Source organism: Alkalibacterium kapii, assembly GCF_007988865.1.
GTDB classification, from domain to species: domain Bacteria; phylum Bacillota; class Bacilli; order Lactobacillales; family Carnobacteriaceae_A; genus Alkalibacterium; species Alkalibacterium kapii.
In genome coordinates this window covers 49,629-76,497 of sequence record NZ_BJUY01000003.1, presented here as the reverse complement: position 1 = coordinate 76,497, position 26,869 = coordinate 49,629, and the positions used below count along the sequence as shown (strand labels likewise).

At 40.1% G+C, this 26,869-nt stretch carries 22 protein-coding genes and 1 tRNA gene; 14 read left to right on the top strand and 9 right to left on the bottom strand.

What is annotated here, in order from left to right; all coding sequences use genetic code 11:
- Window positions 1-3: 3 nt before the first annotated feature.
- The 5 genes from phoU to AKA01nite_RS02060 all read right to left on the bottom strand — a co-directional run bounded on the left by phoU (window position 4) and on the right by AKA01nite_RS02060 (window position 4,422).
- Entirely contained in the window at window positions 4-690 is a 687-nt protein-coding gene (phoU, locus tag AKA01nite_RS02080; RefSeq protein WP_146923322.1) for a phosphate signaling complex protein PhoU, read from the bottom strand.
- A gap of 61 nt (window positions 691-751) precedes the next feature.
- Window positions 752-1,519: a phosphate ABC transporter ATP-binding protein PstB gene (gene pstB, locus AKA01nite_RS02075; protein WP_222592464.1), complete on the bottom strand. Its 768-nt coding sequence runs from the start codon at window positions 1,517-1,519 to the stop codon at window positions 752-754.
- Window positions 1,520-1,534: 15 nt separating this feature from the next.
- Window positions 1,535-2,413, bottom strand: coding sequence for a phosphate ABC transporter permease PstA (gene pstA / locus AKA01nite_RS02070; protein ID WP_146923318.1), 879 nt, complete (start codon window positions 2,411-2,413; stop codon window positions 1,535-1,537).
- Window positions 2,413-3,342 carry a phosphate ABC transporter permease subunit PstC gene (gene pstC / locus AKA01nite_RS02065; RefSeq protein ID WP_146923316.1) on the bottom strand — a complete coding sequence of 310 codons (930 nt, stop codon included), beginning with the start codon at window positions 3,340-3,342 and terminating at the stop codon, window positions 2,413-2,415. The genes pstA and pstC overlap by 1 nt, the downstream gene beginning before the upstream one ends.
- Before the next feature lie 114 nt (window positions 3,343-3,456).
- Window positions 3,457-4,422: a PstS family phosphate ABC transporter substrate-binding protein gene (locus AKA01nite_RS02060; RefSeq protein ID WP_146923314.1), complete on the bottom strand. Its 966-nt coding sequence runs from the start codon at window positions 4,420-4,422 to the stop codon at window positions 3,457-3,459.
- A 258-nt stretch (window positions 4,423-4,680) separates the two neighbouring features.
- Here AKA01nite_RS02060 and AKA01nite_RS02055 point away from each other — a divergent pair, with 258 nt between their 5' ends.
- From AKA01nite_RS02055 to AKA01nite_RS02045, 3 genes are all read left to right on the top strand, one after another.
- Complete coding sequence (locus tag AKA01nite_RS02055; RefSeq protein ID WP_146923312.1) at window positions 4,681-5,388, top strand: response regulator transcription factor; 708 nt, start codon at window positions 4,681-4,683, stop codon at window positions 5,386-5,388.
- On the top strand, window positions 5,385-7,184 hold the full coding sequence (gene pnpS, locus AKA01nite_RS02050) for a two-component system histidine kinase PnpS (RefSeq protein ID WP_146923309.1): 1,800 nt from the start codon (window positions 5,385-5,387) through the stop codon (window positions 7,182-7,184). The genes AKA01nite_RS02055 and pnpS overlap by 4 nt, the downstream gene beginning before the upstream one ends.
- Before the next feature lie 161 nt (window positions 7,185-7,345).
- Window positions 7,346-8,209: a helix-turn-helix domain-containing protein gene (locus tag AKA01nite_RS02045; protein WP_146923307.1), complete on the top strand. Its 864-nt coding sequence runs from the start codon at window positions 7,346-7,348 to the stop codon at window positions 8,207-8,209.
- Between the two features lie 80 nt (window positions 8,210-8,289).
- Here the strand turns inward: AKA01nite_RS02045 and wrbA are convergent, their stop codons facing one another.
- Window positions 8,290-8,895 (bottom strand): NAD(P)H:quinone oxidoreductase type IV, encoded by a 606-nt coding sequence (gene wrbA / locus AKA01nite_RS02040; protein ID WP_091635150.1) that lies wholly within the window; start codon window positions 8,893-8,895, stop codon window positions 8,290-8,292.
- Window positions 8,896-9,034: 139 nt separating this feature from the next.
- Window positions 9,035-9,466: a YtxH domain-containing protein gene (locus AKA01nite_RS02035; RefSeq protein WP_146923305.1), complete on the bottom strand. Its 432-nt coding sequence runs from the start codon at window positions 9,464-9,466 to the stop codon at window positions 9,035-9,037.
- Window positions 9,467-9,662: 196 nt separating this feature from the next.
- Here AKA01nite_RS02035 and AKA01nite_RS02030 point away from each other — a divergent pair, with 196 nt between their 5' ends.
- The 3 genes from AKA01nite_RS02030 to AKA01nite_RS02020 all read left to right on the top strand — a co-directional run bounded on the left by AKA01nite_RS02030 (window position 9,663) and on the right by AKA01nite_RS02020 (window position 12,506).
- Window positions 9,663-10,304, top strand: coding sequence for a phosphoribosyltransferase (locus AKA01nite_RS02030; protein ID WP_146923303.1), 642 nt, complete (start codon window positions 9,663-9,665; stop codon window positions 10,302-10,304).
- 38 nt (window positions 10,305-10,342) lie between these two features.
- Window positions 10,343-11,254: an NADP-dependent oxidoreductase gene (locus tag AKA01nite_RS02025; RefSeq protein ID WP_146923301.1), complete on the top strand. Its 912-nt coding sequence runs from the start codon at window positions 10,343-10,345 to the stop codon at window positions 11,252-11,254.
- Between the two features lie 85 nt (window positions 11,255-11,339).
- A complete protein-coding gene (locus AKA01nite_RS02020) occupies window positions 11,340-12,506 on the top strand; it encodes a hydroxymethylglutaryl-CoA synthase (RefSeq protein WP_146923299.1) in 1,167 nt (388 codons plus the stop codon).
- Window positions 12,507-12,629: 123 nt separating this feature from the next.
- On the opposite strand, the gene AKA01nite_RS02015 is transcribed toward AKA01nite_RS02020, so the two are convergent.
- Entirely contained in the window at window positions 12,630-13,316 is a 687-nt protein-coding gene (locus AKA01nite_RS02015) for a DUF554 domain-containing protein (RefSeq protein ID WP_146923296.1), read from the bottom strand.
- A 666-nt stretch (window positions 13,317-13,982) separates the two neighbouring features.
- On the opposite strand from AKA01nite_RS02015, the gene AKA01nite_RS02010 reads away from it, so the two are divergent.
- Both AKA01nite_RS02010 and AKA01nite_RS02005 read left to right on the top strand, forming a co-directional pair.
- Window positions 13,983-15,317: an MATE family efflux transporter gene (locus tag AKA01nite_RS02010; protein ID WP_146923294.1), complete on the top strand. Its 1,335-nt coding sequence runs from the start codon at window positions 13,983-13,985 to the stop codon at window positions 15,315-15,317.
- A 253-nt stretch (window positions 15,318-15,570) separates the two neighbouring features.
- Window positions 15,571-17,646, top strand: a complete 2,076-nt coding sequence (locus AKA01nite_RS02005) for a heavy metal translocating P-type ATPase (protein WP_146923292.1) — start codon at window positions 15,571-15,573, stop codon at window positions 17,644-17,646.
- Window positions 17,647-17,789: 143 nt separating this feature from the next.
- Here the strand turns inward: AKA01nite_RS02005 and AKA01nite_RS02000 are convergent, their stop codons facing one another.
- The gene (locus tag AKA01nite_RS02000; RefSeq protein ID WP_146923290.1) at window positions 17,790-19,094 is read right to left on the bottom strand and encodes a hydroxymethylglutaryl-CoA reductase, degradative; all 1,305 of its coding nucleotides are present in this window, start codon (window positions 19,092-19,094) and stop codon (window positions 17,790-17,792) included.
- Window positions 19,095-19,231: 137 nt separating this feature from the next.
- On the opposite strand from AKA01nite_RS02000, the gene AKA01nite_RS01995 reads away from it, so the two are divergent.
- The 6 genes from AKA01nite_RS01995 to AKA01nite_RS01970 all read left to right on the top strand — a co-directional run bounded on the left by AKA01nite_RS01995 (window position 19,232) and on the right by AKA01nite_RS01970 (window position 26,561).
- Window positions 19,232-19,304 (top strand) — tRNA-Val (locus AKA01nite_RS01995).
- A 177-nt stretch (window positions 19,305-19,481) separates the two neighbouring features.
- Entirely contained in the window at window positions 19,482-20,816 is a 1,335-nt protein-coding gene (locus AKA01nite_RS01990) for an FAD-dependent oxidoreductase (RefSeq protein WP_146923288.1), read from the top strand.
- Window positions 20,806-22,272 carry an AcpB/EbpR/MafR family transcriptional regulator gene (locus tag AKA01nite_RS01985; protein WP_146923287.1) on the top strand — a complete coding sequence of 489 codons (1,467 nt, stop codon included), beginning with the start codon at window positions 20,806-20,808 and terminating at the stop codon, window positions 22,270-22,272. The genes AKA01nite_RS01990 and AKA01nite_RS01985 overlap by 11 nt, the downstream gene beginning before the upstream one ends.
- Before the next feature lie 206 nt (window positions 22,273-22,478).
- Window positions 22,479-23,984 carry a glycerol kinase GlpK gene (gene glpK, locus AKA01nite_RS01980; protein WP_146923285.1) on the top strand — a complete coding sequence of 502 codons (1,506 nt, stop codon included), beginning with the start codon at window positions 22,479-22,481 and terminating at the stop codon, window positions 23,982-23,984.
- A gap of 24 nt (window positions 23,985-24,008) precedes the next feature.
- The gene (gene glpO / locus AKA01nite_RS01975; RefSeq protein ID WP_146923283.1) at window positions 24,009-25,844 is read left to right on the top strand and encodes a type 1 glycerol-3-phosphate oxidase; all 1,836 of its coding nucleotides are present in this window, start codon (window positions 24,009-24,011) and stop codon (window positions 25,842-25,844) included.
- Window positions 25,845-26,561, top strand: coding sequence for an MIP/aquaporin family protein (locus AKA01nite_RS01970; RefSeq protein ID WP_146923281.1), 717 nt, complete (start codon window positions 25,845-25,847; stop codon window positions 26,559-26,561). It begins immediately after the preceding gene.
- Window positions 26,562-26,869 lie beyond the last annotated feature (308 nt).

Genomic DNA, 26,869 nt, shown 5'->3' with positions numbered 1-26,869 from the left:
CTTTTATTTAAAAGAGGTATTATCCAGTGTGTTGTGGGTATTGAGCTCAACGATTTTTCCTGATTCCAGATAGATGATCCATTCGCACAAGTTTGTAACGTAATCACTTATTCGTTCCAGATTACCTGCAACTAAAATATAATTCGTTGCACCAAGGACCAGCTCAGAATCTTTTTTCATTTCCTCCAGCGTTTGCTTGTGTATGTCGAAAGCCACCTGGTCTATTTCACTATCTTTTGATGCTATTTTTTTGGCTTCTTTCAAATCTGTTTCAATGAAGGCAGTCAACGAACGCTCCACGAGTTTCTTGACTTTTTCAGCCATAATGGCCAAGTTGTTTTCTATAGCGCGATCTTTCTTATTACCTTTGACCCGAATGGTTGCTTTAGCTACGCTGACGGCATGATCACCCATACGTTCCAGATCGGCGCAAGCTTTCATAATAGTAATGATACGGCGCAGATCGCTTGTGACGGGCTGCTGCAAAGCGATGAGTTCGATCGATTTTGTCTCGATTATGACCTGCTGTTCATTGATATAGTGGTCGTTGTTCACGACTTTTTCAGCGGTTATTTTATCGTGTGCTGTAAAACCTTTAACTGACTGATAAATAGATTCCGACACCATCAGACCCATCTGATAAAATTGCTCATGCAGATTGATTAATTCTTCTTCAAATGCTTTTCTCATTGTTAAAGTCACCTCTTATGTTTGATTATTATATTAATAAATGAAGAATTTTTTAACTCTGTTAACCGAATTTACCGGAAATATAATCATCGGTTCGCTCGTCTCTTGGATTGGAGTACATTTTTTCTGTCGCATCAAATTCGATGATTTCGCCGTTCAAGAAAAAAGCTGTTTTATCTGAAATCCGTGCAGCCTGCTGCATGTTATGCGTCACGATAATGATACTGTAATTCTTTTTGAGTTCATGGATCAGGTCTTCGATTTTGGCTGTAGACAAGGGATCCAAGGCTGAGGTCGGTTCATCCATCAGTATCACATCAGGTTCGACAGCCAGTGCTCTGGCGATACAGATACGCTGCTGCTGACCACCGGAGAGCCCAAAAGCATTTTCGTCCAGACGATCTTTGACTTCTTCCCAAAGTGCAGCCCCTTTCAGACTTCTTTCAACCACTCCGTCAAGCGTTTTCTTGTCTTTTATACCATGAATTCGCGGGCCATAAGCAATATTTTCGTAAATGGATTTTGGGAAGGGATTGGGTTTTTGAAATACCATCCCAACTTCAGTACGCAGAGACTCGGCTTTGGCTTTTTTTATGTCCTGGTTATTATAGTGAATCGAACCTTCCGTTTTGACTAGAGGGACGAGTTCCACCATTCGATTCAATGATTTAATGAACGTCGACTTCCCGCATCCCGATGGACCGATGATGGCAACGACTTCTTTTTCAGGTATGTCGATTGAAATATCTTTTAATGCCTTTGTGTCACCGTACCATAAATTGAAATTTTTGACGGAATAGACAGGCTGAATGATCTCTTCTTTATTCATCATTTTCCTCCTAAATTAATAGCGTTTCGAGTATTTATTACGAATGAAAATAGCCAGTGAATTCATCACGATCAGTATGACGAGCAGCACAATGCTTCCGGCGGCAGCGACGGCTTGAAACTCTGTCTGTGGGCGGCTTGCCCAGCTGAAAATCTGTATAGGCAGAACGGTAAAACCGTCCAGTACCGAAGCCGGGATATAGGCGATAAAAGTCATCGCTCCAATCATCAATAAAGAGGCGGTTTCTCCTACCCCGCGAGACAAGGAAAGAATAGCTCCAGTCAAAATACCAGGTGTGGCAGCTGGAAGGACTACTGTTCGAATAATCTGCCATTTTGTAGCACCCATAGCATAAGCTGCTTCATACTGCTCTTGGGGTATCGACCGGATGGCCTCTTTTGAAGCGACTACGATAACCGGAAGTATGAGCAGGGACATTGTCAACCCACCTGCTAGTATACTTCTTCCCATTTCTAGCAGTCGTACAAAGATAGTCAAACCAAGAAGTCCAAATACGACAGATGGGACTCCGGCTAAGTTGGCTAGGTTCAGTTCGATAAAGTGGGTAAATTTATTTTTTGGTGCATATTCTTCCAGATAGATAGATGTGCTTACACCTAAAATGAGAGAAACGGGAATCGTAATAGACATAATCCATACGGTTCCAAGAATAGCAGCTCTGATACCGGCATCTTCAGGTCTTCGGGATGCGAAATTGCTAAGAAAATCAAAGTCCAGGTAGCCAATTCCCTGAGTGAAAATGCGGATCAGTAAGGCAGCAAGAACAATGATCCCAAAAAGAGTGCCTAAAAAGAATATACCTTTAGCAAATGTGTTTTTAGTGATCCTTCTATTGATTTGTTTTTCATCTGGTGTTACAACTTTATTTTTCATTAGTAAACCTCCCTATATTTACGAGAAATATGATTGGCTAATATATTCATGGTAAGGGTAAAGACGAACAGTGTCATACCTACTGCATAGATACTGTAATAAATCGTTGATCCGAATGTTGCATCGCCCATGCTGACTTGAACGATATAAGATGTCATTGTCTGAATAGATTCAGTAGACGTGAACCCCAGATTCGGTGTGGAACCGGCGGCAGTAGATACGATCATTGTTTCGCCGATCGCACGGGACAGACCGAGAACGAGGGATGATACAATTCCGCTGAATGATCCGGGAATGACGATTTTGAGAGCCACTTCAAGTCGGGTTGCTCCCAGAGCGTAGGCACCGTCACGCACGGACTGAGGAACAGCGTTCATTGCATCCTGGGAAAGTGAGGTGATTTGCGGGATGATCATAATCCCTACCACAACCCCGGGACTTAAGGCGTTAAAAATAGGCAGATCGGTAATGAACGTTCGCAACAGAGGGGTTACGAACGTCAAAGCAAATAGCCCGTAAACGACAGTCGGCACACCGGCGAGAACTTCAAGAACAGGCTTTATTACTCTGCGATTTCTGTCACTGGCATATTCACTTAAATAAATGGCTGCAGCAAGGCCGATTGGGATGGCAACCAGCATGGCGATGGCTGCGATTGTAAATGTGCCGGAAAGCAGAGGCCAGATACCGTAACTGGGATTATTTTCAAAAAAAGGATACCATTCAGTTTCCGTAATGAAATCAAAAAAAGAGACTTTGGTAAAAAACATGATTGTTTCTCTCATTAGGGTATAAATGATTCCCAAAGTGACTAGAATGGAAATAGAAGCCATAAGTAAAAACAATTTTGGCATGATTTTTTCAATCGTATTCTGATAGGACTGTTTTGCTTTGTTTTCTTTGATTCTTTCGCGAATGGTTGTCTTCATGAATTGACGCTCCTTAAATACTGGCCAATGTCCAGAGGGAAAAATCCGATAAACACTGACCGGTATGATTAACGTTTTAATAGGGGGATAACTGTTTTTCAGTCATTTAAATTTTCATCTTAAGCTCTCCAGCGTTTCGAGGCTTTCTTCGTAAATGGAATCTTTTAGAGCGACATAGCCAACTTCGTCAGCCATTTCACCAGCCATTTCCAGAGAATACTTTGCAAATTCATAAGCTGTGTCGTTGTCTTCCATAGATTCGTGTTTCACATAAATGAATAAAGGTCTGGATAATGGTTCATAGCTTCCGTCTTGAATTGTTTCGCTGTTTGGTTCTACGATTTCACCTTTGCTGTTTTTTATTGGAACGATTTTAACTGTATCCATGTTTTCAGCGTAGTATGCATAACCGAAGTAAGCCAAACCGTTTGGAGAACCTTGTACACCTTGAACTAAAATGTTGTCGTCTTCAGAAAGTGATGCATCTCTTTCAATCTGGTCTCCATCTAATATCACTTCATCAAAATAGTCGTAAGTTCCTGAATCAGTTCCGGGACTGAACAATTCAATTTCTTCATCAGGCCAGCCGTCTCTGACATCTGCCCATGTGTCAGCATCGCCCTCTTCTGCCCAGATGGCATAGAGTTCGTCGAGAGTAAGATAATCGACCCAGTCATTCTCCGGGTTGACGACGAGAGAGAGACCGTCGAGAGCGATTTTGAACTCTGTATATTCGATATCTGCTTCTTCGAGTAATGCCGCTTCCTCTTCTTTGATTGGTCGAGAGGCATTGGAAATATCTGTTTCTCCAGCAATGAATTTCTCAAAACCGCCGCCAGAGCCGGATACGCCGATGGTTGCTCGCGCTTTGGGATTTTCAATAGAGAATTCTTCTGCTACACCTTCCATGATCGGAAAGACAGTGGAAGAGCCGTCTACTTGGACAGAACCGGTAATGCCTTCAGATGGTTCGTCGTTTGTTTCTGCATTGTTCTCGTCTTCTGGCGGGGTGCCACAGGCTGCCAATAAAAGTGCAGCACTTAATGATGCACCTATTTTTACAAAGTTAGTCATTCTCATAATTTATCCCTCTTTTTTTAGTAGTTAGACAGTTTACGTCTACAAATTCATAGTACGTTGTAGATATTAATTCGACGCAAATATAATGTAAAGATCGTGTAAATGTAGAATGTGTGGATATTGTATTTATATAAAACCTGTTATGATAGGTATTAGAGTTGTTAGGTAATCGGAAATGTTAAATGATGGATATATTAATATTAAATATAGAGTATTAGCTTTATATAGAATTGAAACTGAAATCACAGGAGAGATAAGATGAAAAAAATACTAATAATTGAAGATGAATTATCAATTGTTAAGCTACTTCAATATAATATAGAAAAGGAAAATTATAAGGTCGACGTGGCGATGGATGGAGAAGAAGGTTTGAGATTAGCTTTGAAGAATCAGTATGCTATTATTCTGCTTGATTTGATGTTGCCTTCAAAAGACGGGATGGATGTCTGCCGGACAATTCGAGGAGAAAAGATCGATACACCCATTATCATGTTGACAGCCAAAGACTCTGAAATCGACAAAATTGTGGGCCTGGAAATTGGAGCAGATGATTATATAACTAAACCTTTTAGTCCTCGCGAAGTTATTGCACGAATCAAAGCTATCTTCAGGCGGGTAGATAAACAGAACAAGCTGCCTTCCGACATAGATCAAAGACAAAAAGTGATTACTTTTGACCACATTTCAATTTATCCAGAAAAATTCGAAGTTTATAAAAATGAAGAAAGATTAACTTTTACACCCAAAGAGTTCGAATTACTTGTTTATCTTGCCGAAAATAAAAACCGTATACTAAGCCGGGAACAGCTGCTGTTAGGGGTATGGGATTATGATTTTAGTGGAGAGACACGTATTGTAGATGTACACATCAGCCATTTAAGAGAAAAAATCGAAGTGAATCCAAAAGAACCTCAGTATATAAAAACTGCTCGAGGATTCGGCTATAAATTAGAGGTACCGCGATGAAAAAAATGCAGACCCGAATGATTTTATTTTTCACGCTTATCTTGCTGACTTTTTTTGTTGTTTTTATCTCTATAATTTCTTCTGGGATCAAAGAACAATCGATAGAGCAGCAGGAGGAAGCGTTGAATACACAGTTATTGGTATTAGGAAGTCAATTAACTGATATAGAAGAACCAACGGAAAAAAGCGAGGTGCTAATCAATCAACTGGAATCAGCTTCGCAAGTTATCAATGAGAGAATAACGCTGATCGATTTAAGTGGTGATGTGCTTTATGATTCAAGAGTTCAGGCAGACCAGCTTGAGAAACATCTCAATAGACCTGAAATCATGCAAGTTATAAGAGGAAAGAAAATAGGAACGTACCATCGCAGAAGTGAAAGTACGAATGAGATGCTTTATTACAGCGCAACCCGTATAGAGAACACTGAAAGTGGTTTTGCCGGTTACCTTCGTCTATCTCGTGACGCTGAAGAAATTATCGGAATAACTGACGAACTTATGTTAACGCTGGTATTATTTTTGATTACAGCCATACTGATCGTTTTTTTATTCATTCGTTACTGGGCCAGAAAGATTACACGCTCAATTGAAAATATTAGAAATATAGCTAATGTCCTTTCATATCAGGATTATTCTGTAAGATATCATCCAGGATCATATAAAGAAATAGATGAATTAGGAACTTCTATCAACGAACTAGCTATAAATTTAAATAACCAGATGAGTGAAATCAAAGAAAGTGAGCTCAAACTGAAAGAACTGATCAATAATCTTGTCATCGGGGTGATGCTTGTTGAAAAGGATAAACAAATCAATATGGTGAATCCTGCTATGAACGAGCTATTGGGAGAAGACTTGAATAGTAAACAAGGGACATCTTTTTTTGAGAGTCTCCATAGTTCTGAATTGATTGCTACCATTGAAAAAGCATTTATTACAGAGCAAGTACAAAACAGAGAAATTCAAATGTATTATCCAGAAGAAAAAACAATGGATGTACATGTGGTTCCAATTTTTAATGATTCATTAGAAACATTGAACTTTATCGTTCTCCTTTATGACATCACTGAAATTAGAAGACTTGAAAAGGTTCGTACTGATTTCGTAGCCAACGTTTCTCATGAACTTCGTACGCCTGTTACAGCACTTAAAGGGTTTAGTGAAACACTTCTTGATGGGGCGTTAAATGATAGCGACGTTCTAGTTGAATTTTTAGAAATCATCAACAAAGAAGCTGGTCGGCTGGATACTATGGTCAATGATATTTTACAGCTATCCAAACTCGAACAAAGACAGGATAATAGTGTTAAAGATAGAATCAGTGTTAACGAGACTGTTGACGAAGTTCTTAAAATTTTAAGTCATAAAATCAGTTTGAAAGACATTCATATTAATATAATTAGCCAAAAAGATGTGGAAATTGAAATTAATCCGGATCATTTAAAACAAATCATTATTAATTTAGTAAGTAACGCAGTAGCCTATACATCTGAAAAGGGAAAAGTTACAATTGAAATAAGTACTGCAGATGATAAGTTAAAGCTTTCTGTGATTGATAATGGTATAGGGATCCCTAAAAATCAACTGAGTAGAATATTTGAGCGTTTTTATAGAGTTGATAAAGGAAGAAGTCGGAATATTGGGGGGACCGGTTTAGGTCTGTCTATTGTGAAGTGGTTAGTTGAAAATAATGAAGGACATATCGACGTTAAAAGCGAAGTAAACGAGTGGACTCATTTCACCGTTTGGCTACCATTAACGGTTTTGGATAATAACAGTATGAGAAAAAGATAGATATTATTAGAAAATGATTATAATTTTTCGCTAAGCAATATAAATATTTAAGCTTTTCCTATGATAAAATTTCATACAATATAGTAAAACGCTAAACACTCATGTATAATGATTTAATATAACTAATATTATAATGATAATATAATGAGAGGGTTAAGTGGATGAAAATAGGGGAGAAAATCAAAGAAAGACGAATAGAGATAAAAATGACTCAAACGGGTCTTTCTGAGGGGATTTGTACGCAGGCCATGATCAGTCGGATCGAAAAGAGGAAAGTGAAACCGAGTCGTGAGCTTATGGAAAAATTAGCAGAACGTCTTGAAGTGTCACTGCATTATTTTTACGGAGAAGATTCGGTTGAAAGTCGCTATTCAAAAATGAACCAGCTGCGTAAACTTGTAAGACAGCATCTTGAACGCAGAGAGTATGACAACGTTTCTTATCTAATCAGTACAAACGAAGAATTGATCGATCACGCAATGGGGCAGGATCAGTTATTTTTCGAGTGGATCAAAGCGTTGTTGTATGCTTATCGTGATGGGGAGAACGATAAAGCATTAAGTCATTTATTGACACTGGAAGAACAGACAAAGAACGGAGAACTGCGCATCGAAATTATTGATAGTATTGGTAATCAGTATTTAAGGAAAAAAGAATACAAATTGGCCGAAAAATATTATAAAAAAGGATTCAGTATATTTTCAGAGTGGATGAATCATGAAAAAAAAGCAAAACTGCTTTTAAATTATTCCGTCTGTCTGGCTAGGCAGAAAAAATATACCGAGTGTATCGATAAAGTGTTTCAAGGGTTAAATTTAGTCGTTTCAAAAAATACCTTATTTCTTCTAGGAGACTTTCTGTATTATAAAGGATACTGTCTGGAAAAATTAGGCCAGAAAAAAGATAGTCTAAGATCATATAAAAAAGCCCGGACAATATTTGATATTCAGAAGAATGAAAATTATGCTGTCTCAATACAACTGATAATCGACCGTTTGGAGAAAGAACTTGCAGAAAATGACTGATCCATACAAAAAACACATTCATCTTTTCTGATTTTTTTGAATCAGATAAAGAGAATGTGTTTTTTAGAGGAAATTTTTAATTAACTTTCTAGCGTTTTAGAAGCGACTTCCAGGACACGTGCAACCTGATGCTTGACGGCATCTTCAACATCTTCCTGCATGTTTCCATTTTGATCGACAGTAACTGAAGTACCATAAGGATTACCGCCGGCACCGAACAATACAGGGTCTGTGTAACCAGGCGTCACGATAATTGTTCCCCAATGCATCATGGAAGTATATAGGGATAAGAGTGTGGCTTCTTGTCCGCCATGAGGGTTTTGAGCTGAAGTCATCGCACTGACTACTTTATTGACAGTTTTCCCGTTTGCCCATAAGCCACCCTGGATATCAAGAAACTGTTTTAACTGACTTGGCATCGTACCGAAACGAGAAGGTGCACTGAAAAGCAAAGCATCTGCCCATAGAATATCATCAGAAGATGCTTCTTCTACATGCTGTGTTTCATCGTAATGCTTTTTCCAGGCAGGATTCTGTTCGATAGCAAACTCTGGAGCGAGCTCTTTCGCTTTGCGCAGACGGACTTCTGCTCCGCTTTGTTCTGCTTTTTCCTTAGCCCAAAGAGCCATTTGGTAGTTTGTACCCGTTGAACTGTAGTAGATAATAGATAATTTAACATTTGCCAATAAAATTCTCTCCTTTTTCGTTTGATATATCTCTAATTCGAAATATTTACAATACAATAGTAACTGAATACAGATAATGTGTCAAATATTAAAAATTTTAAAAAATCCCAGACCGTTTTGAGTCTGGGAAATTCCTGATTTATTCGTGTGTCGTTGACTGTGAGGTTTCAGCTTGCAAGCTGTTTGGGGTGGAGTCATCAACGTTTTTGCGTATTTTTTCAGAAGCATCCTCAACTTCGACAGCTACATCGACATAAGCATCTTCTGCTGTTTCTTTCACATCATCTTTAAGCGTACGTGCTTCATTTTTTATTTCTTCTGATGCACGATGCAGCTGTTCACGGAGTTCTTTTGCTGTTTTACTTAAGGTAAGTTTAATATTTTCTGTAGCTTCTCCTGCGGTCTGGGACATTTCACCAGATCTCACTTTAGCTTTATCTGCGTAGTCACTTGCGGATTTTTTTGAATCGTCCATTTTTCTTCGTAGGTCTGCCCGTGTTTCCTTACCACTTTTTGGTGCAAATAATAATCCTAAAGCTGCACCAGTCAAAACACCTTTAATAAATGACATAATATTTCCTCCTTAGTTAATAAATAATCAACTCTTTCTATGTAGTATAAACGAAATGAGATTTTTTTTAAATTAAGACCACTTATAAACTAGAGAATATACAACTGTGTAGAACCGTTATAATATTTGACTTAGTGTATTCATGTTATACTTTAAACAAATGAAAAACTCAGGAATTATTTAAGGAGGATCATTTATGCTCTTTGAAAACCGTATAGATGCAGGAAGACAGTTGGCTGAAGAAGTTGATGTAAAAAATCCTGAAAAGTCTGTCGTTGTTGCCCTTCCACGTGGTGGTGTACCTTTGGGAATCGAACTGGCAAAGAAACGCAACATCCCCTTTGACGTTATTCTTTCAAAAAAAATCGGTCATCCGTCGCATTCTGAATATGCAGTGGGTGCCTTATCTGAACATGGTGATCCGATATTAGATGAAACAACTCAAGAGTTATTGGATCAGGAATGGCTGGACACGGAGCTTAAACGTATTCGTAACGAGATTGCGCGTCGTCAGCGGATGTATTCGAAAGAAATAACTAAAAAACCGCTGAAAGGAAAGACAGTCATTATCGTCGATGACGGAATTGCAACGGGAATGACGATGAAGGCTGCGATCGAAGCGGCGAAAGCCCAGGAAGCCAGAAAAATAATCGTTGCTGTACCGGTGATACCAAAAGATACGTACAAGGAACTTGAATCTCTGGTGGATGACATCGCAGCTGTTCTGATCCCGGAAACCTTCAAAGGTGCTGTCGGAGCTTATTACGCCGATTTTAAACAGCTGGAAGATGAAGAGGTCATGGAAATGCTGCATACGTACGAAAATACAGATGCATAAAAGAGAGCAGATAAAAAATATTACAGGAGGCACATAAAGTGAAAGCTATTGTTATTGAAACATTTGGTGGCGTAGACCAGTTGGTTATGAAAGACATAGAGAAGCCTGAACTGAAACCCGATCGCATGCTGGTTGAGATGCATGCAACGAGTGTCAATCCAATAGATATCAAACGAAGAAAAGGGGATTATGGCGGAAAATTTCCGATGATCCTTGGAGGGGATGTGTCTGGCAAAGTCATTGAAGTCGGTGAGGCGGTCACGGATTTCAAAGTAGGTGATCGTGTCATGGCTAATGGCTCCAAAACCTATGCCGAGATTGTTTCTGTCAGGCCGGACAAAGCGGTGATATTGGACGAGTCGATCTCTTATGAAGAAGCAGCGGCAGTGCCTTTAACTGGACAAACCGCTTATGAAGCACTTGTCAGACGAGGAAAAGTCCAAAAAGATTCACGCGTACTGATTCATGCTGGATCAGGAGGCGTCGGATCACTGGCTATTCAAATTGCCAAGAACAAGGGTGCGTGGGTTGCCGCAACCGCAAGCACAAGCAATCAAGAATTATTAAAGGCACTTGGCGCAGATCGTGCGATCAATTATGAGAAGGAAGCCTTTGATGAAGTTCTGGAAGATATCGATTTTGTCCTGGATACTATAGGCGGCTCAGTATTAGAGAAAAGTCTTTATCTAGTAAAAAATAAAGGGAGACTATTGTCAATTGCCGGTGACCCTAGTGACTATGTAGATACAGAAGCCTACGATGCGAATTACTTTTCAATGAACCCAACAAAAGAAGCACTTGACCAGCTGCATGAATGGCTCGTTGAGAGAAAACTGAAACCCGTGATTTCTGACGTACTTCCTTTTAAAGAAGCATTTGTAAGAGAGGCGCATAAACAAAGTGAAACGGGACATGTCCGCGGAAAATTGATTATTAAGATGAAAGATTAAAGCATTTCTTAAGTCTTTTTTAAAGAAGCTCAGGTATACTGAAAAAAGGACGAATAAACAAAGCTCTAAATAGGAGGATAAGCTGTTGAACATTGGAATAGACAAAATAGGATTTTACACACCTGAACAATACGTAGACATGGAAAAACTGGCTGAAGTGAGAGGTGTCGAACCAGCTAAATATACTATCGGTATTGGCCAGGAAAGAATGGCCGTTGCATCGCTTCATGAAGATGCAGTCAGTATGGCTGTGAACGCTGCTCTGTCGATCTTGGATGATGAAGACAGAAAAGCGATCGACCTCGTCTTATTTGGCACAGAGTCCGGCGTCGATCACTCAAAATCTGCTGCTGTATGGGTGCATCATTTGACCGGTACCCAGAAAAACGCGCGTTCTTTTGAATTGAAACAAGCGTGCTACAGTGCAACAGGTGGAATCAAAATGGCTTTAGGACATATCGCTCTGAATCCAGAGAGTAAAGCACTAGTTATCGGCTCGGATATTGCCAAATATGGACTGAATACATCTGGTGAACCGACGCAGGGAGCCGGAGCTGTAGCCATGGTCATTTCAAGCGATCCTCGCATTTTAGCACTGGATAATGACAGTGCAGCTTTAACCAAGGATATATCAGATTTCTGGAGACCCCTTTATTCTGATTACGCCTTCGTCGACGGAAAATTTTCGAATGAGTCTTACCTTTCATTCCTTGAAGATGTCTGGGAGAACTATAAGGAAAAAACGGATAGAGACTTAAAAGATTTCGAGGCGGTCTGTTTTCACTTGCCGTATACGAAAATGGCAAAAAAAGCAATCCTCAGACTAACTAAAGACGCAAAAGAAGAGACCGAACGATTGATGACTCACTATGAAAAAAGCATCGTCTACAACAAACAAGTAGGCAATATTTATACAGGATCCTTGTATTTAAGTCTGCTGTCTTTACTAGAGCAATCCGATGAGTTGCCTTCTGGTTCACGCATTGGATTATTCAGTTACGGTTCTGGAGCAGTCGGTGAATTTTTCAGCGGTACGATACAGTCGGGCTATAAAGAATATCTCAATAAAGAAACACATGAAGCCTTGCTCGAAAATCGTCGTGAATTATCTATCGAAGAATACGAAGAATTACTGCAAAAATCCTTGCCTAAAGATGGATCTGATTTCAAAACAAACAGTGACCAGTTGTCAGAAGGAAGAGCCTATCTGGTGGCTATTAAAGAGAATATTAGAAAGTACGAAATAAAATAGGTAGTCAAATGATAAAGTAAAACTGTGTTTGGAAAAAAGTTTAAATAATAAAAAGAAGCTGTTAGTTAAGACCCGCTGACCAGAGTAATTTGGAAAGTGCTTGTCTTTAACTAACAGCTTTTTTCAATAAAACAAGAAAAATAAAATCGGGATAACAATCGCCGGGACAAAATTCATGACTTTTATTTTTGTCACTTCAAGAATATTAAGCCCGAGAGCCAGGATAAGAAGTGAGCCGATAGCATTGATATCGTTGATCATTGAGTCCGTTAGAATCGTATCGAGTCCACTTGCAAATAGTGTGATCGCACCTTGATAAAGAAAAACGAGAACCCCTGAAAACAAGACACCGATACCCATGCTGGATGCAAGAATCAGACTAGTTAAGCCATCCATCACTGATTTTGTCAGTAGAATCGTATGCGTTCCTGAAAGACCACTTTCAAGAGGACCGACGATCGACATTGCACCTACCGCCATGATCAGACTTCCTACAACAAAGCCTTTTGACAAAGAGTCGGAATCGTTTTTGCCGGGGAAACGTTTTTCCAGTTTATCACCTATCTGATTGATTTTTTTATCCAGTTTGATTAGTTCGCCCAGAGTTACGCCTATTACCATAGAAAGAATAATGACGATCGTGTTTTCTCCGGAAGAGAGGCCGGTAATGCCGATGTATATTGCAGAGAGAGCCAAAGCCTTCATCAGTGCTTTTTCGATATGTAAAGGAATGCCTTTATTCACAAATAAACCGATGATACTTCCTGTAAAAATAGCCAATGTATTTATAAACACTCCAAAAAACATCATGTACGCCCCTTTAAATTTCTGAATATCTACATTCTTATATTATAAATGGGGAGTGCGAACGATACAAATGAAATTAAAAGAACATTTTTAGTGGATGAAACTGACCGCCAGTCAGTTTCAACAACTTGATATAAACAAATAACAGCTTATAGTAAATTGCGTGCCCTTTTGGAGGAAAGCAAGCGAACAAAGGGCACACAAAGAGGGAATGCGTGCCCTTTTGGAGGAAAGCAAGCAGACAAAGGGCACATAAGATGGGAATGCGTGCCCTTTTACAAGAAAGTAAGCGATCAAAGGTCACACAAGATGGGAAAGCGTGCCCTTTTACAAGAAAGCAAGCGAACAAAGGTCACACAAGATGGGAAAGCGTGCCTTTTTGCAAGAAAGTAAGCGAACAAAGGGCACACAAAGAGGGAATACGTGCCCTTTTGAAGTATAGAAGCAGATAAAGGTCACACAAGATGGGAAAGCGTGCCCTTTAGCAAAAGAAAAGTAGGCAAAGGGAAGTTAACATGCTCTTGAATCTTCTTTAACATAAGGTTTAGCTATCAAGAGATTAGTCTTGTATAAATCAAAAAAACAGTAAGAGACCTGCGATTGACTTCCTTGGTAAGTTTAAGTAAGCTTGTCTTTAGAAATTTTAAAAATGGAAAGTAGAGATACAGGATGCAGCGAAGTGTAAAGTTGTTTTTGAAATATGTTAGTCTGAATATGCTGGGTATGCTTGGGATATCTTTTTATATCCTGGCAGATACATTTTTCATCGCCCAGGCTTTAGGACCAAATGGTATTGCCTCTTTGAATTTAAGTATTCCTATATTTGGGATCATGCATGGATTTGGACTGATGCTCGGACTTGGGGGAGCAACGAGGTATAAAATTTTACAGTCTCAAAGCAGACAAGAACAGGCGGCGAAGGTATATTCTCAAACCCTTTTATTCACACTTATTATCGGTGGTGTGTTTTTTATAGTGGGACAATTCGGTTCTGGGGCTATAGCTGAAGTGTCTGGAGCGAATCTAGAAACCTTTGAGACGACACAAGTTTATTTAAGAACAGTTTTGACGTTCGCGCCCTTTTTTATTTTGAATAATACGTTACTTTCTTTTGTGAGGAATGACGGAGACCCGACACTTGCCATGTTTGGTATGATTACAGGCAGTTTGCTGAACGTCTTACTTGACTATATCTTTATTTTCCCGCTTGAAATGGGGATGTTTGGTGCTGCGCTGGCAACCAGTCTTTCGCCTGTTATTAGTCTGGGTGTATTGATGATCCACTATTTTAAACCTCTGAACAAGCTTTCCTTTACTTTTCAGCAATTAGAAAAACGATTAGTCCGGGATGTTATGTTTCTGGGTTCTTCTGCCTTTGTAAATGAAATATCTGGATCGGTTGTTATGTTTACGTTCAATACGATCATATTTTCTCTGGAAGGAAATAATGGCTTAGCTGCTTATGGTATTATTGCCAATGTTTCTTTTGTCGTGCTGTCTCTTTTTGCAGGTATAGCACAAGGAACGCAACCGCTGTTCAGTGAGAGTTATGGTCTCAAAAACCTCACTCAAATCAAACAAGTGCTTGTCTTGTCGTTAGGAACATCGCTGCTTTTAAGTTCAATTATCTATCTGAATACATTTTTATTCACTGATCAGTTGATAATGCTCTTTAACAGTGAACAGAATCCACATATAGCTGACATGGCGACAACGGGACTCCTTATATATTTTTCAGGTTTTTTCTTCGCCGGTATCAATATTGTTTCGACAAGTTACTTTGGCGCGACGAATCAGCCGAAACGTTCGCTGCTTTTCTCGATGCTAAGAGGAGGAGTCTTCATTGTACCTTTCGTTCTGATACTGAGTCGGTTACTGGGGATGAAAGGTGTCTGGCTCTCGTTCGTTCTTGCGGAATTGTTTGTCATGGCAATAATCATCTGGAAAATGAATCCTGAAAAGAGAATAAAAAGGAAAAAAGACTTGGGTAATATTACTCGTTGACACTAGATAATTTGAATGACTTTTTTAGCATATATGATTTGAATAAACACTCTGTTGCAAAGGTATTCTTTGCTTCCAGAGTGTTTAATTTTTAAGTCAATAATTAAAGTGCTATTGCTTGATAGGCTTTCCTTGCCGTCGTATATTGAAATTAAGAGGTTAATCGTTTGACAAAGCGAGATGGAAGTGATAAATTGAACTTAACAATTACAAATGTAAACGAAAAGGATGTAATCTTAAGGAGATGAGTTTAATGGCTGAGAAAAATCATCAGGAACATGAACATCATAACCACCAAAGTGAAGGACACGGTGGACATGGCGGTCATCACGACCATCATGCGCATATGGTAGAAGACTTCAAAAAACGTTTTTGGATTTCAACTGTTGTTTCTATACCCATTGCCATACTCGCACCCATGCTTCAAAACTTATTTGGGTTTGAGATATCTTTCCCGGGGTCAGATATTATTCTATTTGCACTCGCGACGTTCGTTTTCTTCTATGGAGGAAAGCCGTTTTTAACAGGTTTGAAATCTGAAGTTGTCGATGACCACACGCCAGGTATGATGACGCTGATATCATTAGCTATAACAACGTCATATGTGTATAGTACATTGACCACGTTCTTTATTGAAGGGAGTGACTTCTATTTTGAACTGGCCACACTTATCGTTGTAATGCTGCTGGGTCACTGGATAGAAATGCGATCTCAAATGGGTGCATCAAAAGCGCTCGAAGAACTGATAAACCTTATGCCTAATGAGGCGCATAAACTAGATGATGAAGGCAATACCACAGAAGTATCCGTTGAAGAATTGCATCCGGGTGATAAAATTCTGGTAAAATCAGGAGAAAAGGTACCCTTGGATGGTGAGATTATAGAAGGAAATTCTTCCATTGATGAATCAATGCTTACGGGTGAGTCTGTCCCTGTTGAAAAAAATGAAGGGCAGGAAGTCATTGGTGGTTCCATTAATGGTGAGGGTGTTCTGACAGTAGAAGTCAGTAAGGTGGGAGAAGAAACCTATCTTTCGCAAGTCGTTGAAATGGTTAGAAACGCTCAAGCTACAAAATCTCGTGCTCAGGGATTTGCGGACATAGCAGCAAAATGGCTTTTCTATGTCGCACTTGGAGCCGGTATACTCACAATGATCTATTGGGTAAATGTGGCCGAATTTGAATTCGCATTGGAACGAACAGTGACTGTTTTGATTATCGCATGTCCTCACGCACTTGGTCTGGCAATGCCATTGGTCAGTTCAGTTTCAACGTCCATAGCGGCTCAAAAGGGTCTGCTTATAAGAAACCGAACACAATTTGAAACAGCACGAAATATTGACAAAGTCGTCTTTGATAAAACAGGCACGCTGACAGAAGGTACTTTTGGCGTTGATGCCATCGTTCCTGAAGGAGATATAAGTGAAGAAGATCTGCTTCAACTGGCTTATTCATTAGAAAGCCAGTCGGACCATCCAATCGCCAAAGGAATTGTTCGCGAAGGTGAAGAAAGAAAGATTCAGCGCCTTGGCGTCACAGATTACAACAATTTAACTGGTAGAGGATTGGAAGCAAAAATAGATTCAGATACGATTGCTATTTTAAGCCCAGGAGCAATGCGGGAAGAAGGCATCACTTTTGATGAAGACCGATTTAAAGAATTGTCTCAGCAAGGGAAAACAGTTGTCTTTGTACTGAAAAACGGCAAATTGCAGGGAATGATTGCTTTGAGTGATATCATCAGAGAATCTTCCTACAAAGTGATCAGAGAACTTTCAGAAAGAGGCATTGATACGGTCATGATCACCGGTGATAATCAGCGCGTTGCTGATGGTGTCGGTAAAGAACTTGGACTGACAGAAGTGATAGCTGAAGTGCTGCCTGATCAGAAGTCCGAACATATTGAGCGACTGCAGGTAGACGGAACTAAAAAAGTGGCCATGATCGGTGATGGTATCAATGATGCACCGGCGCTTGCTGCTGCAGATATCGGTGTTGCCATCGGTGCCGGTACAGACGTCGCGATTGAAACGGCCGATATCATATTGGTCAACAGTGATCCGAGAGATGTACTGAATGCATTGAATCTTTCCAAGGCAACACACAGAAAAAACATTCAAAATTTGTGGTGGGCAGCCGGCTACAATATTATTGCCATACCACTTGCAGCAGGAGTCCTGTATAGTCAGGGGATCGTTGTAACCCCTGCTATAGGTGCTGCAGTCATGTCACTAAGTACAGTGATCGTAGCAATTAATGCTCGACTGCTTAGTCTGGATGACGAAACAGAAGATGGAAAAGAAAGACAACCGGCAACAGAAAATAAATAATTGATTTTAGATGTACATTTAGGCGGGAGAGTATGCATCAGTGAATACTCTCCCGCCTAAATTTTATACTTACTGATAATATGCCGAATGTTCTCTTAGTAGAAAAAGGAGCAACGACTTGAAGTCTTTAATTTAAATAGTTTTTATTTTTCAAATTCTTCCAGTATGTTGAGCAGGATATTTTTGGCACGCTGCAGATTCTTATGCTTTGAATGCTTAAGGATATCGGCTACTTGCTGGATATGGTCGCCTTTAGCTCCGGCACTGATGGCCAAAGACCTAGCGTGAAGACCCATATGCCCTTTTTGAATGCCTTCTGTAACCAGCGCTCTGACTGCTGCGAAGTTTTGAGCCAGGCCAACTGAGACGATGATACGCTCAAGTTTTTGAGCACTAGGGTTCTGCATAATCGAATGGGCTAATTTAGCGCCAGGGTGGATAGAAATCGATCCTCCCACCGTCCCCACAGGAAGAGGAAGTGTGAGTTCTCCAACCAAGTCGCCTGTATCATTTTTCGTCCAGGACGTCAGGGACCGGTACTGTCCCGAACGGCTGGCATACGCGTGTACACCTGCTTCAATTGCCCGCCAGTCATTACCCGAAGCGAGCACAACAGCATCTACCCCATTCATGATCCCTTTGTTATGCGTCACCGCCCGGTAAGGATCAATTGTAGCGATCTCAGTCGCTTCAATAATACGGTCTCTAACTTCTTCTCCTGAGAACTCTTCCGTTTTCAGTTTGTGCGAAGGGATGACGCATGTTGCGGTAGCCAGGCATTCAGTGGCATAATTTGTCAGTATGCGAAGTAAAGCTGTGCCTTGGGTCAACTCCTCAAGGTAAGGCGCAATACTCTCCATCATTGTATTAACAATATTCGCACCCATTGCTTCCTGTGTATTGATATGGACGTGCACGGATAAGTAAGACGGGATTTCTGGATGTGCGTTATCTGACAGTAAACGAACTTTCAGATTCTTTGCTCCGCCGCCACGTTCTACAATTGAGGGGTGAGCCTCATTCGCCCGACTTAAAATTTCATTTTTTGCTTCTTTGATTTTTTGTTCCGCTGCTGTAAGATCAGGGACTGCTTTCAAAGTGACTTGTCCGATCATCATTCTCTGGGTGACGCTTGTTTTGAAACCGCCTGATGCTCCAATAATCTTGGCAGCAAAGCTTGAAGCCGCAATCACAGAGGGCTCTTCGATAGCCATAGGAACAACTGCTTCTTCCTGATCAATAACATAGTTCATTGCAACACCTAAAGGCATGGAATAATTACCAATATAATTTTCGATCATATGATTGCCTGTATCCGAATCGAGTTCCAACGTTCGATTCAAGAGGACATCTTTTTCTTTTTTTGAAATCACTCCGGCTAAAAATAAGGACTCAGTTTTATCATCATGATTTTTTTTGTAAAACTTTTTAAAGTACGTCGTATCCATTGTATCGATCCTTCCTTATTCTGTCCCTTCTATTATGAATGATTTACTGAAAAAAGAAAAGCAGGAGTACATAAACTTTAAAAAAGGTTTACTTTTGACCCAGCATATTGTATAATCAAATAGAAATAACCCAATACGGTTGCTTAGCTCAGTTGGGAGAGCACTACCTCGACAAGGTAGGGGTCACTGGTTCGAGCCCAGTAGCGACCATCGATTGAACAGGCTTTTTAGAGCCTGTTTTTTATTTGCCTTTTTTAAGTAACAAGTCCAGTAAACGTCTGCTTTTTTATTAAAGCATACAAAATGCTCTGTGGTTTCAAAGTAACCCCAGAAAGTATGTGTGCTATGATATACTGTTTTACAAACGATGAATAAAGGAGCGATAGAATGAAAGTAGTTATTATTGGCGCATCCTTTGCGGGTGTCGCTGCAGCTTTGGAGACGCGCAAACGGCATCCAAAAGCAAAAATCGTTCTTCTGGAAAAGCAGACCACACTTGCCTATATTCCGAATGGTCTGCATTTATACTGGAGGAATGAAATCGCTGATTTAAATGAAGCACGGTTCATTACAGAAGAACAATTAGAGGAAAGTCGTATTGATTATTATCTGGAGGCGAACGTAAAAAAAATAAACACCTCTCAAAAAATCATCACCTATCATTATTTCGGAAAGTATGAAATGATCGCTTATGATAAATTGATTATTGCAGCGGGTTCAAAGCAATTATCAGAGAAAATTAAAGGAAGTGCACAAGAGAGTGTGCTCAAGTATAAACGATATGAAGAAGCAGAGGCTGCTTTACTTAAAGTAAAAGCGAGTGAACGCATCACGATCATCGGTGGAGGACAAGTAGGCATAGAAGCGGCTGACTTGTTATCCACACAGAAGAAAAAAGTGACAATGATCGAGAGCATGGATTATATCATGTTTAAATATCTGGATGAAGATATGATCCAGCCTATTCAACGGAAAATGATCGATAGAGGGATCGATTTAAAGTTGGGAAAAACAGTTTCTACCATAGATGCAGTGTCTGATCACGAGGTTAACGTACACTTTGCTGATGATTCTGTCACAAGTGAGTCAGTTATCATGAGCGTGAATGTGAGACCACATCTGCCTTTTTTAGATACTCATATTGCCCAGCACACCGATCAGACGATAGCTGTGGATCGTTATTTAAGGACATCGATAAAGGATGTTTTTGCTGTAGGGGATTGTATTCAGCTTTCAGGGCCGGATAACGATCAGGTGTATATCCCCTTGATAAATAATGCTGTGAGGACGGGGATTGTTGCGGCTGCCAATCTGAATGAACCCGAGCTTGAATTTAAAGGGTCGTTAAGGACGATTGGAACAAACGTTTTTGGCTACTATGTTGCCAGTACTGGAATGACGGAAGGTGAGAGTCTTTTTTCCAATCACAAAGTCAAAACCACTCGTCAAAAAATAAAACTGACAAGTCTTCAAAATGCGAATACAGTCACAGTGAAGTGGATTTATGATGCTGAAACGCACGTACTACTGGGTGCACAAATGATATCAACAGTCAATATACTGGAAAAAATAAATACACTGGCCTTAGCTATAGAAACCAGACAAACGATTGAAGACCTACAGCAGAAGGATTATTTTTTCCACCCTTCCTACACACAAATGATTGCGACCACTAATCTGGTATCCTGGATGGGCGAAAGGGTTGACGGAGATGAAGGCTGAAGATTTCCTTGAGAAGAATGAAGTAAGAGAAATGACGATTTTAAGTCAGCTGATATCGCATCATGGCAGCATTAGCTATAATGATATGCTTGATCATTTATCGGTATCAAAAGCTTCTCTTGAGAATGATTTGGAATCCATTAAATCCTGGACAGCAACAAGCAATCAATGCATTGCTATTCATTATGATGGACAAACGATCAATCTGAAATTGGGAGATGAGATGTCCCTTCTGCAAATTTACCGTCGCTATTTAGATCAGTCCGTAAAAACTAAAATCATTACCTTTCTTTTTAAGTATCAGAAATTTACGATCACGCAATTGGCACAAAAATTAGCCATCAGTGAATCTTCTTTATTTCGTAAAATCAAAGAATTAAATAATTACTTAAAGGAATTTAACATAAAGATCCGCAATGGACGATTCGATGGGGAAGAGCTGCAAATCAGGTATTTTTATTTTCAGTTCTATTATTATATAGAAGATAAAAGAAAACTGCTTTCTCAGTTTACGAGTAATCAGCTGACTCAAACCATACAATCTCTGGAAAATTACTTGAAGGTTACGATTTCTTCTGAAAACAAGCAAAAGTTGAGGATATGGCTTATTATAAGTAAAATGCGTATCACCATTAAAAAACTGCAAACGGACTATTTGCGTAATCAAATGCAGCCTTACTTGAAAGATCCTTTATATCATAAAATCCAAGTCATGGTTTTCCGCTATTTCAGCCGCTATTCAATCGAAGTGGATGAAGGAGAAGCAATGCTGCATTTTGCTTATCTGCTTGCTTTCTCGATCCTTTCTGAAAATGATTTTCATGAATACCGGCTATTACGGGACAGACACGCTCCCATTGCTTCCCTGGACACCTATATTGCCGAGACCATAATCATACACTTCAACTATCGCAGATTACCTTATATGCTGGAGAGAGAAATGTATTATCATTTGACACACATGCACACGCTCCTGTATTTTTTTAGAGGCGATATAGAGTACTATGACGAGACCGTATTCATTCAAGAAAAGCAGCCTGTCGGGAAAACGTTAAATCCCTTCGCCGAAAAATTGCTGGAGACCAGTACTTGGAAATTCGATAATCAAATGGAAAGACAAAAGAGTTTACTGACGATATTATTGTCAAAGTATCTCAGTTTACTGGTATTTATCACGTCAAAAATGACTAAAGTTTTACAGGTCGGGATCGACTTAAAATTAGACGATTTATATAAAGAGACGCTGAGTGAGTTACTGATAAGTAAAATACGCCCTCTGAATGGTGTTCACAGTGAACGTTATGTGTCGCATAAAAAATATGACCTCATACTTACCAATGAAACTCAGCACGATTCAGACCAATATAATGAAGCTCGCGTTTATGTTTTGTCAAAGATTTTATCGTCTTATGATATGAGAAATATACAGCGTATCCTTCAAGAACTGAATACTTAAAAAAGCGCAGAATAGTTCTGGCGCTTTTTTTATCGACTAAGCCTCAGGAAATACTTGTTACAGTATCCAGAAAGAAAAAAGTGAAAACTATCAGAAATTTTAAAAATTTTAAAAAAGCTGATAGTTATAATTATAAAAAAACGATTACAATAAAAGAGTAAAGAAACCGATTACAACGATCGGATATTAAACAGGAGGAATATGTTATGACAGAGACTAAATACATTATGGCTATTGACCAGGGCACAACAAGCTCACGAGCGATTATTTACGACAAGCAGCTGAATACGATTGGGAGTTCTCAAAAAGAATTCACTCAAATTTTTCCTCAAAATGGCTGGGTCGAACACAATCCTAATGAAATATGGAATTCCGTACAATCTGTAATTGCTGGAGCATTTATCGAATCAGGAGTCAAACCGCAGGAAATAGCAGGAGTCGGTATCACGAATCAGCGTGAAACAACGATTGTCTGGGACAAAGAAACAGGCTTGCCTATATACAATGCCGTGGTATGGCAGTCACGTCAATCAGCGGCCATTGCAAATGACCTGTATGAGGCCGGCCATTCAGACATGATCCATAAAAAGACGGGACTTATCATTGACTCATACTTCTCAGCCACCAAGATTCGCTGGATCCTTGATAATGTAGAAGGTGCACAGGAGCGTGCTGAAAAAGGTGAATTACTGTTTGGGACAGTGGATACCTGGCTCGTGTGGAAATTAACTGGTGGAGAGTCTTTTGTTACGGATTATTCTAACGCTAGTCGTACGATGCTTTATAACATTCATAATCTGGAATGGGATCAGGAAATCTTAGACTTATTGAACATTCCTCTGGTTATGATGCCGGAAGTGAAATCGAATTCAGAAGTTTACGGCAACACAGCGAACTATCATTTTTATGGAGCGAATACTCCTATTTCAGGAATGGCGGGAGACCAGCAGGCTGCATTGTTCGGTCAGATGGCCTTTGAACCGGGAATGGTCAAAAACACATACGGTACGGGTTCGTTTATCGTCATGAACACAGGTGAGACTCCTCAGTTATCGGAAAATAATTTATTGACAACCATTGGCTACGGCATCAATGGAAAAATCTATTATGCTCTGGAAGGAAGTATTTTTGTTGCTGGTTCTTCTGTTCAATGGTTACGTGATGGTCTGAAACTGATTGAAAATTCATCAGATTCAGAACAATTGGCTGAGAAATCCAAGAATGATAATGAAGTTGTTGTTGTACCGGCGTTTACAGGTTTGGGTGCCCCTTATTGGGACTCGGATGCACGTGGTGCTGTCTTTGGGTTAACACGCGGCACGACAAAAGAAGACTTTGTCAAAGCAACACTACAGTCTATTGCCTATCAGACACGTGATGTCATTGATACGATGAATAAAGACGCTGGCATCGATATTCAGTTGCTGAAAGTGGACGGTGGTGCAGCGAATAACAACTGGCTGCTGCAATTCCAGGCAGATATCCTCGGTACAAACGTTCGACGAGCGCATAATCTGGAAACGACCGCTTTAGGTGCCGCTTACTTAGCTGGCTTAGGTGTGGGCTTCTGGGAAAGCATGGATGAAATCAAAGAAATGTATGAAGAAGGTGGAACCTTTGAACCGAAAATGCCGGAAGAAGAACGCCGGAAATTATATAAAAACTGGAAACTTGCTGTGAAGGCAACGCAAGTATATAAACCGGAAGACTAGGAAATGACTTAGGAGGATTAAAATATGGCTTTCTCAATCGAAACAAGAAAGCAAGATATAAAAGCATTAAAAAACGAAACAGTTGACGTCTTGATCATTGGCGGAGGGATAACAGGTGCAGGGTCTGCTTTGCAGGCCAGTGCATCAGGGCTTAAGACATGTCTCGTTGAAATGCAGGACTTTTCAGAAGGCACTTCTTCCCGCTCGACAAAACTCGTGCATGGTGGACTTCGTTATTTAAAGAATTTTGATGTTGAAGTCGTCGCAGATACTGTTCAGGAACGCGCGGTCGTTCAAGGTATCGCGCCACATATCCCAAAACCGGATCCGATGCTTTTACCTGTATACGATGAACCTGATTCAACATTTTCCATGTTTTCTCTGAAAGTAGCAATGGACTTATATGATCAGTTAGCAGGAGTTACGGGAACGAAGTATGAAAATTATACGCTGACAAAAGAAGAGGTACTTGAACGTCAACCTCAGCTGAAGAGTAAAGGCTTACTCGGTGGCGGCGTCTATTTGGATTACCGGAACAATGATGCCCGTCTCGTCATTGAAAATATCAAACGGGCAGCTGAAAATGGCGGGCGCATGATCAGTCGTATGAAGGTCATCGGCATTGCTCATGACGAAAACGGTAAAGTATCCGGAGCAGAAGTAGAAGATTTGCTTACTGGAGAAACCTTTACGATCAAAGCGCGTACGGTTGTCAACACAACGGGTCCCTGGTCAGATACGATCCGTCAAATGGATGACCAGACGGATGTCGCTCCACAAATGCGTCCGACAAAAGGTGTCCATCTCGTTGTAGATAAAAAGACTTTATCTGTCGACCAGCCCACGTATTTTGATACAGGCAGACAAGACGGCAGAATGGTTTTCGTGATACCACGAGAAGATAAAACATACTTTGGTACAACAGATACCGATTACAAAGGGGACTTGAAGCATCCTAAAGTGGAACAGGCAGATGTTGACTATTTACTTGAAGTGATCAATCACCGCTACCCTTCTGCGAATATCACTATAGACGACATTGAATCAAGCTGGGCAGGATTGCGTCCTTTGATTGCAACAAACAGCGGGTCTGACTATAACGGCTTAAGCAATCAAACGATCACGAGCGAAAGCATCGATGAGGTTATCAATATGGTTGAACAGTATCAGCAAGGAAAAATCGAGCGTTATGAAGTTGGCGATGTACTGAAAAATATCAAGAAAGCTAACTCTGAAACCGAAACCGATCCGTCCAGTCTATCTCGCGGAAGTTCTCTTGAGATAGATGATGACGGACTGATCACAGTAGCGGGCGGCAAAATCACCGATTACCGCAAAATGGCTCTTGGCGCTGTCAAGAAAGTCATCAAGATATTAGAGAGGGATTATGATAAATCCTTTGAACTGATCGATTCAACGAGCTATCCAGTTTCTGGCGGAGATATGGATCCTAAAAAGGTAGACGAAGAAACAGAAAAGTTAGTCCAGGTTGGCGTGGATAAAGGATTAAGCCATTCCGAAGCAACGTATTTAGCTAATCTATATGGGTCAAACACACCTAAAGTTTATGCATTACTAAATGAAGTCGAACAGATAGACGGATTGACTTTAGCAGATTCAGTCAGTCTTCATTATGCTATTCGTGAAGAAATGACACTGACTCCAAGAGATTTTCTGATTCGCCGGACTAATCATATGCTGTTTATGCGCGACACATTGGACAGTATTATCGAACCAGTTATTTCAGAAATGGCTCGATATTATAACTGGACTGATCGAGAAAGAAATAAGTACACAAAAGAATTGGAAGAGGCTATTGCTGAATCTGATTTGAAAAGATTAAAGGGAGACGTGAATTAGATGACAGGAACAACGTTAACGCTTTTCAGTGAGTTTTTAGGAACTATGTTTCTGATTTTGCTTGGAAATGGCGTAGTGGCTTCGGTTAGTTTAAAGAAAAGCAAGGCTGAAGGAGCCGGCTGGGTAGCGATTACAATGGGATGGGGCGCAGCTGTCGCATTAGCCGTTTACGTTTCAGGATTTATGGGACCGGCACACTTGAACCCGGCTGTTACACTTGGTTTTGCGATTATAGGTGACCTGGAGTGGGCAATGGTTATTCCATTCATACTAGCTCAGGTAGCCGGAGGAGTTATGGGGGCTGTATTAGTCTGGCTGACGTACTTAGCGCACTATAAAGAAACGACTGATCAAGGCGCTATCTTAGGAACATTCGCTACTGGTGCCGAAATCAGAGATAACACAGCGAATGTACTGTCTGAAGTGATCGGGACGTTCGTACTGGTATTTGCACTTATGATGTTTGGGCAAAACTCATTCACTGAAGGATTGAATCCGCTAGTCGTTGGTTTACTTATCCTCTCGATCGGTCTCTCTCTTGGCGGATCGACGGGTTATGCTATCAATCCTGCTCGTGATTTAGGTCCACGAATTGCTCACCAACTTTTACCGATTGCACATAAAGGTGATTCCAAATGGGAGTACGCTTGGATTCCTATTGTTGCACCAATGATCGGCGCAGCGCTTGCAGCATTGTTATACATGGTCATTCTTTAAACTAAAATAACGTATTAATATGAAAAGGAAGCGCCTCAACTCATCTTAAGCGATGTGTCGAGGCGCTTTTCAATAATTTTCACGATATGTTTAAGATTCTTACTTAAAAATAATATTCTAACGAGATTAATACTTAAATTATAGAGACCAAGAAACAGTGCGTGATCTTTGCGAGGTTAAAAGTGCAGAAAAAGTCGTTCAAATTGAAAATACGTCCCCTTTAGAAGATGGAAAGTAGTAAAAAGGTAACGCAAAGTTAGAATGCGTGCCCTTTAGGAGGTAGGAAGTAGTAAAAAGGTAACGCAAAG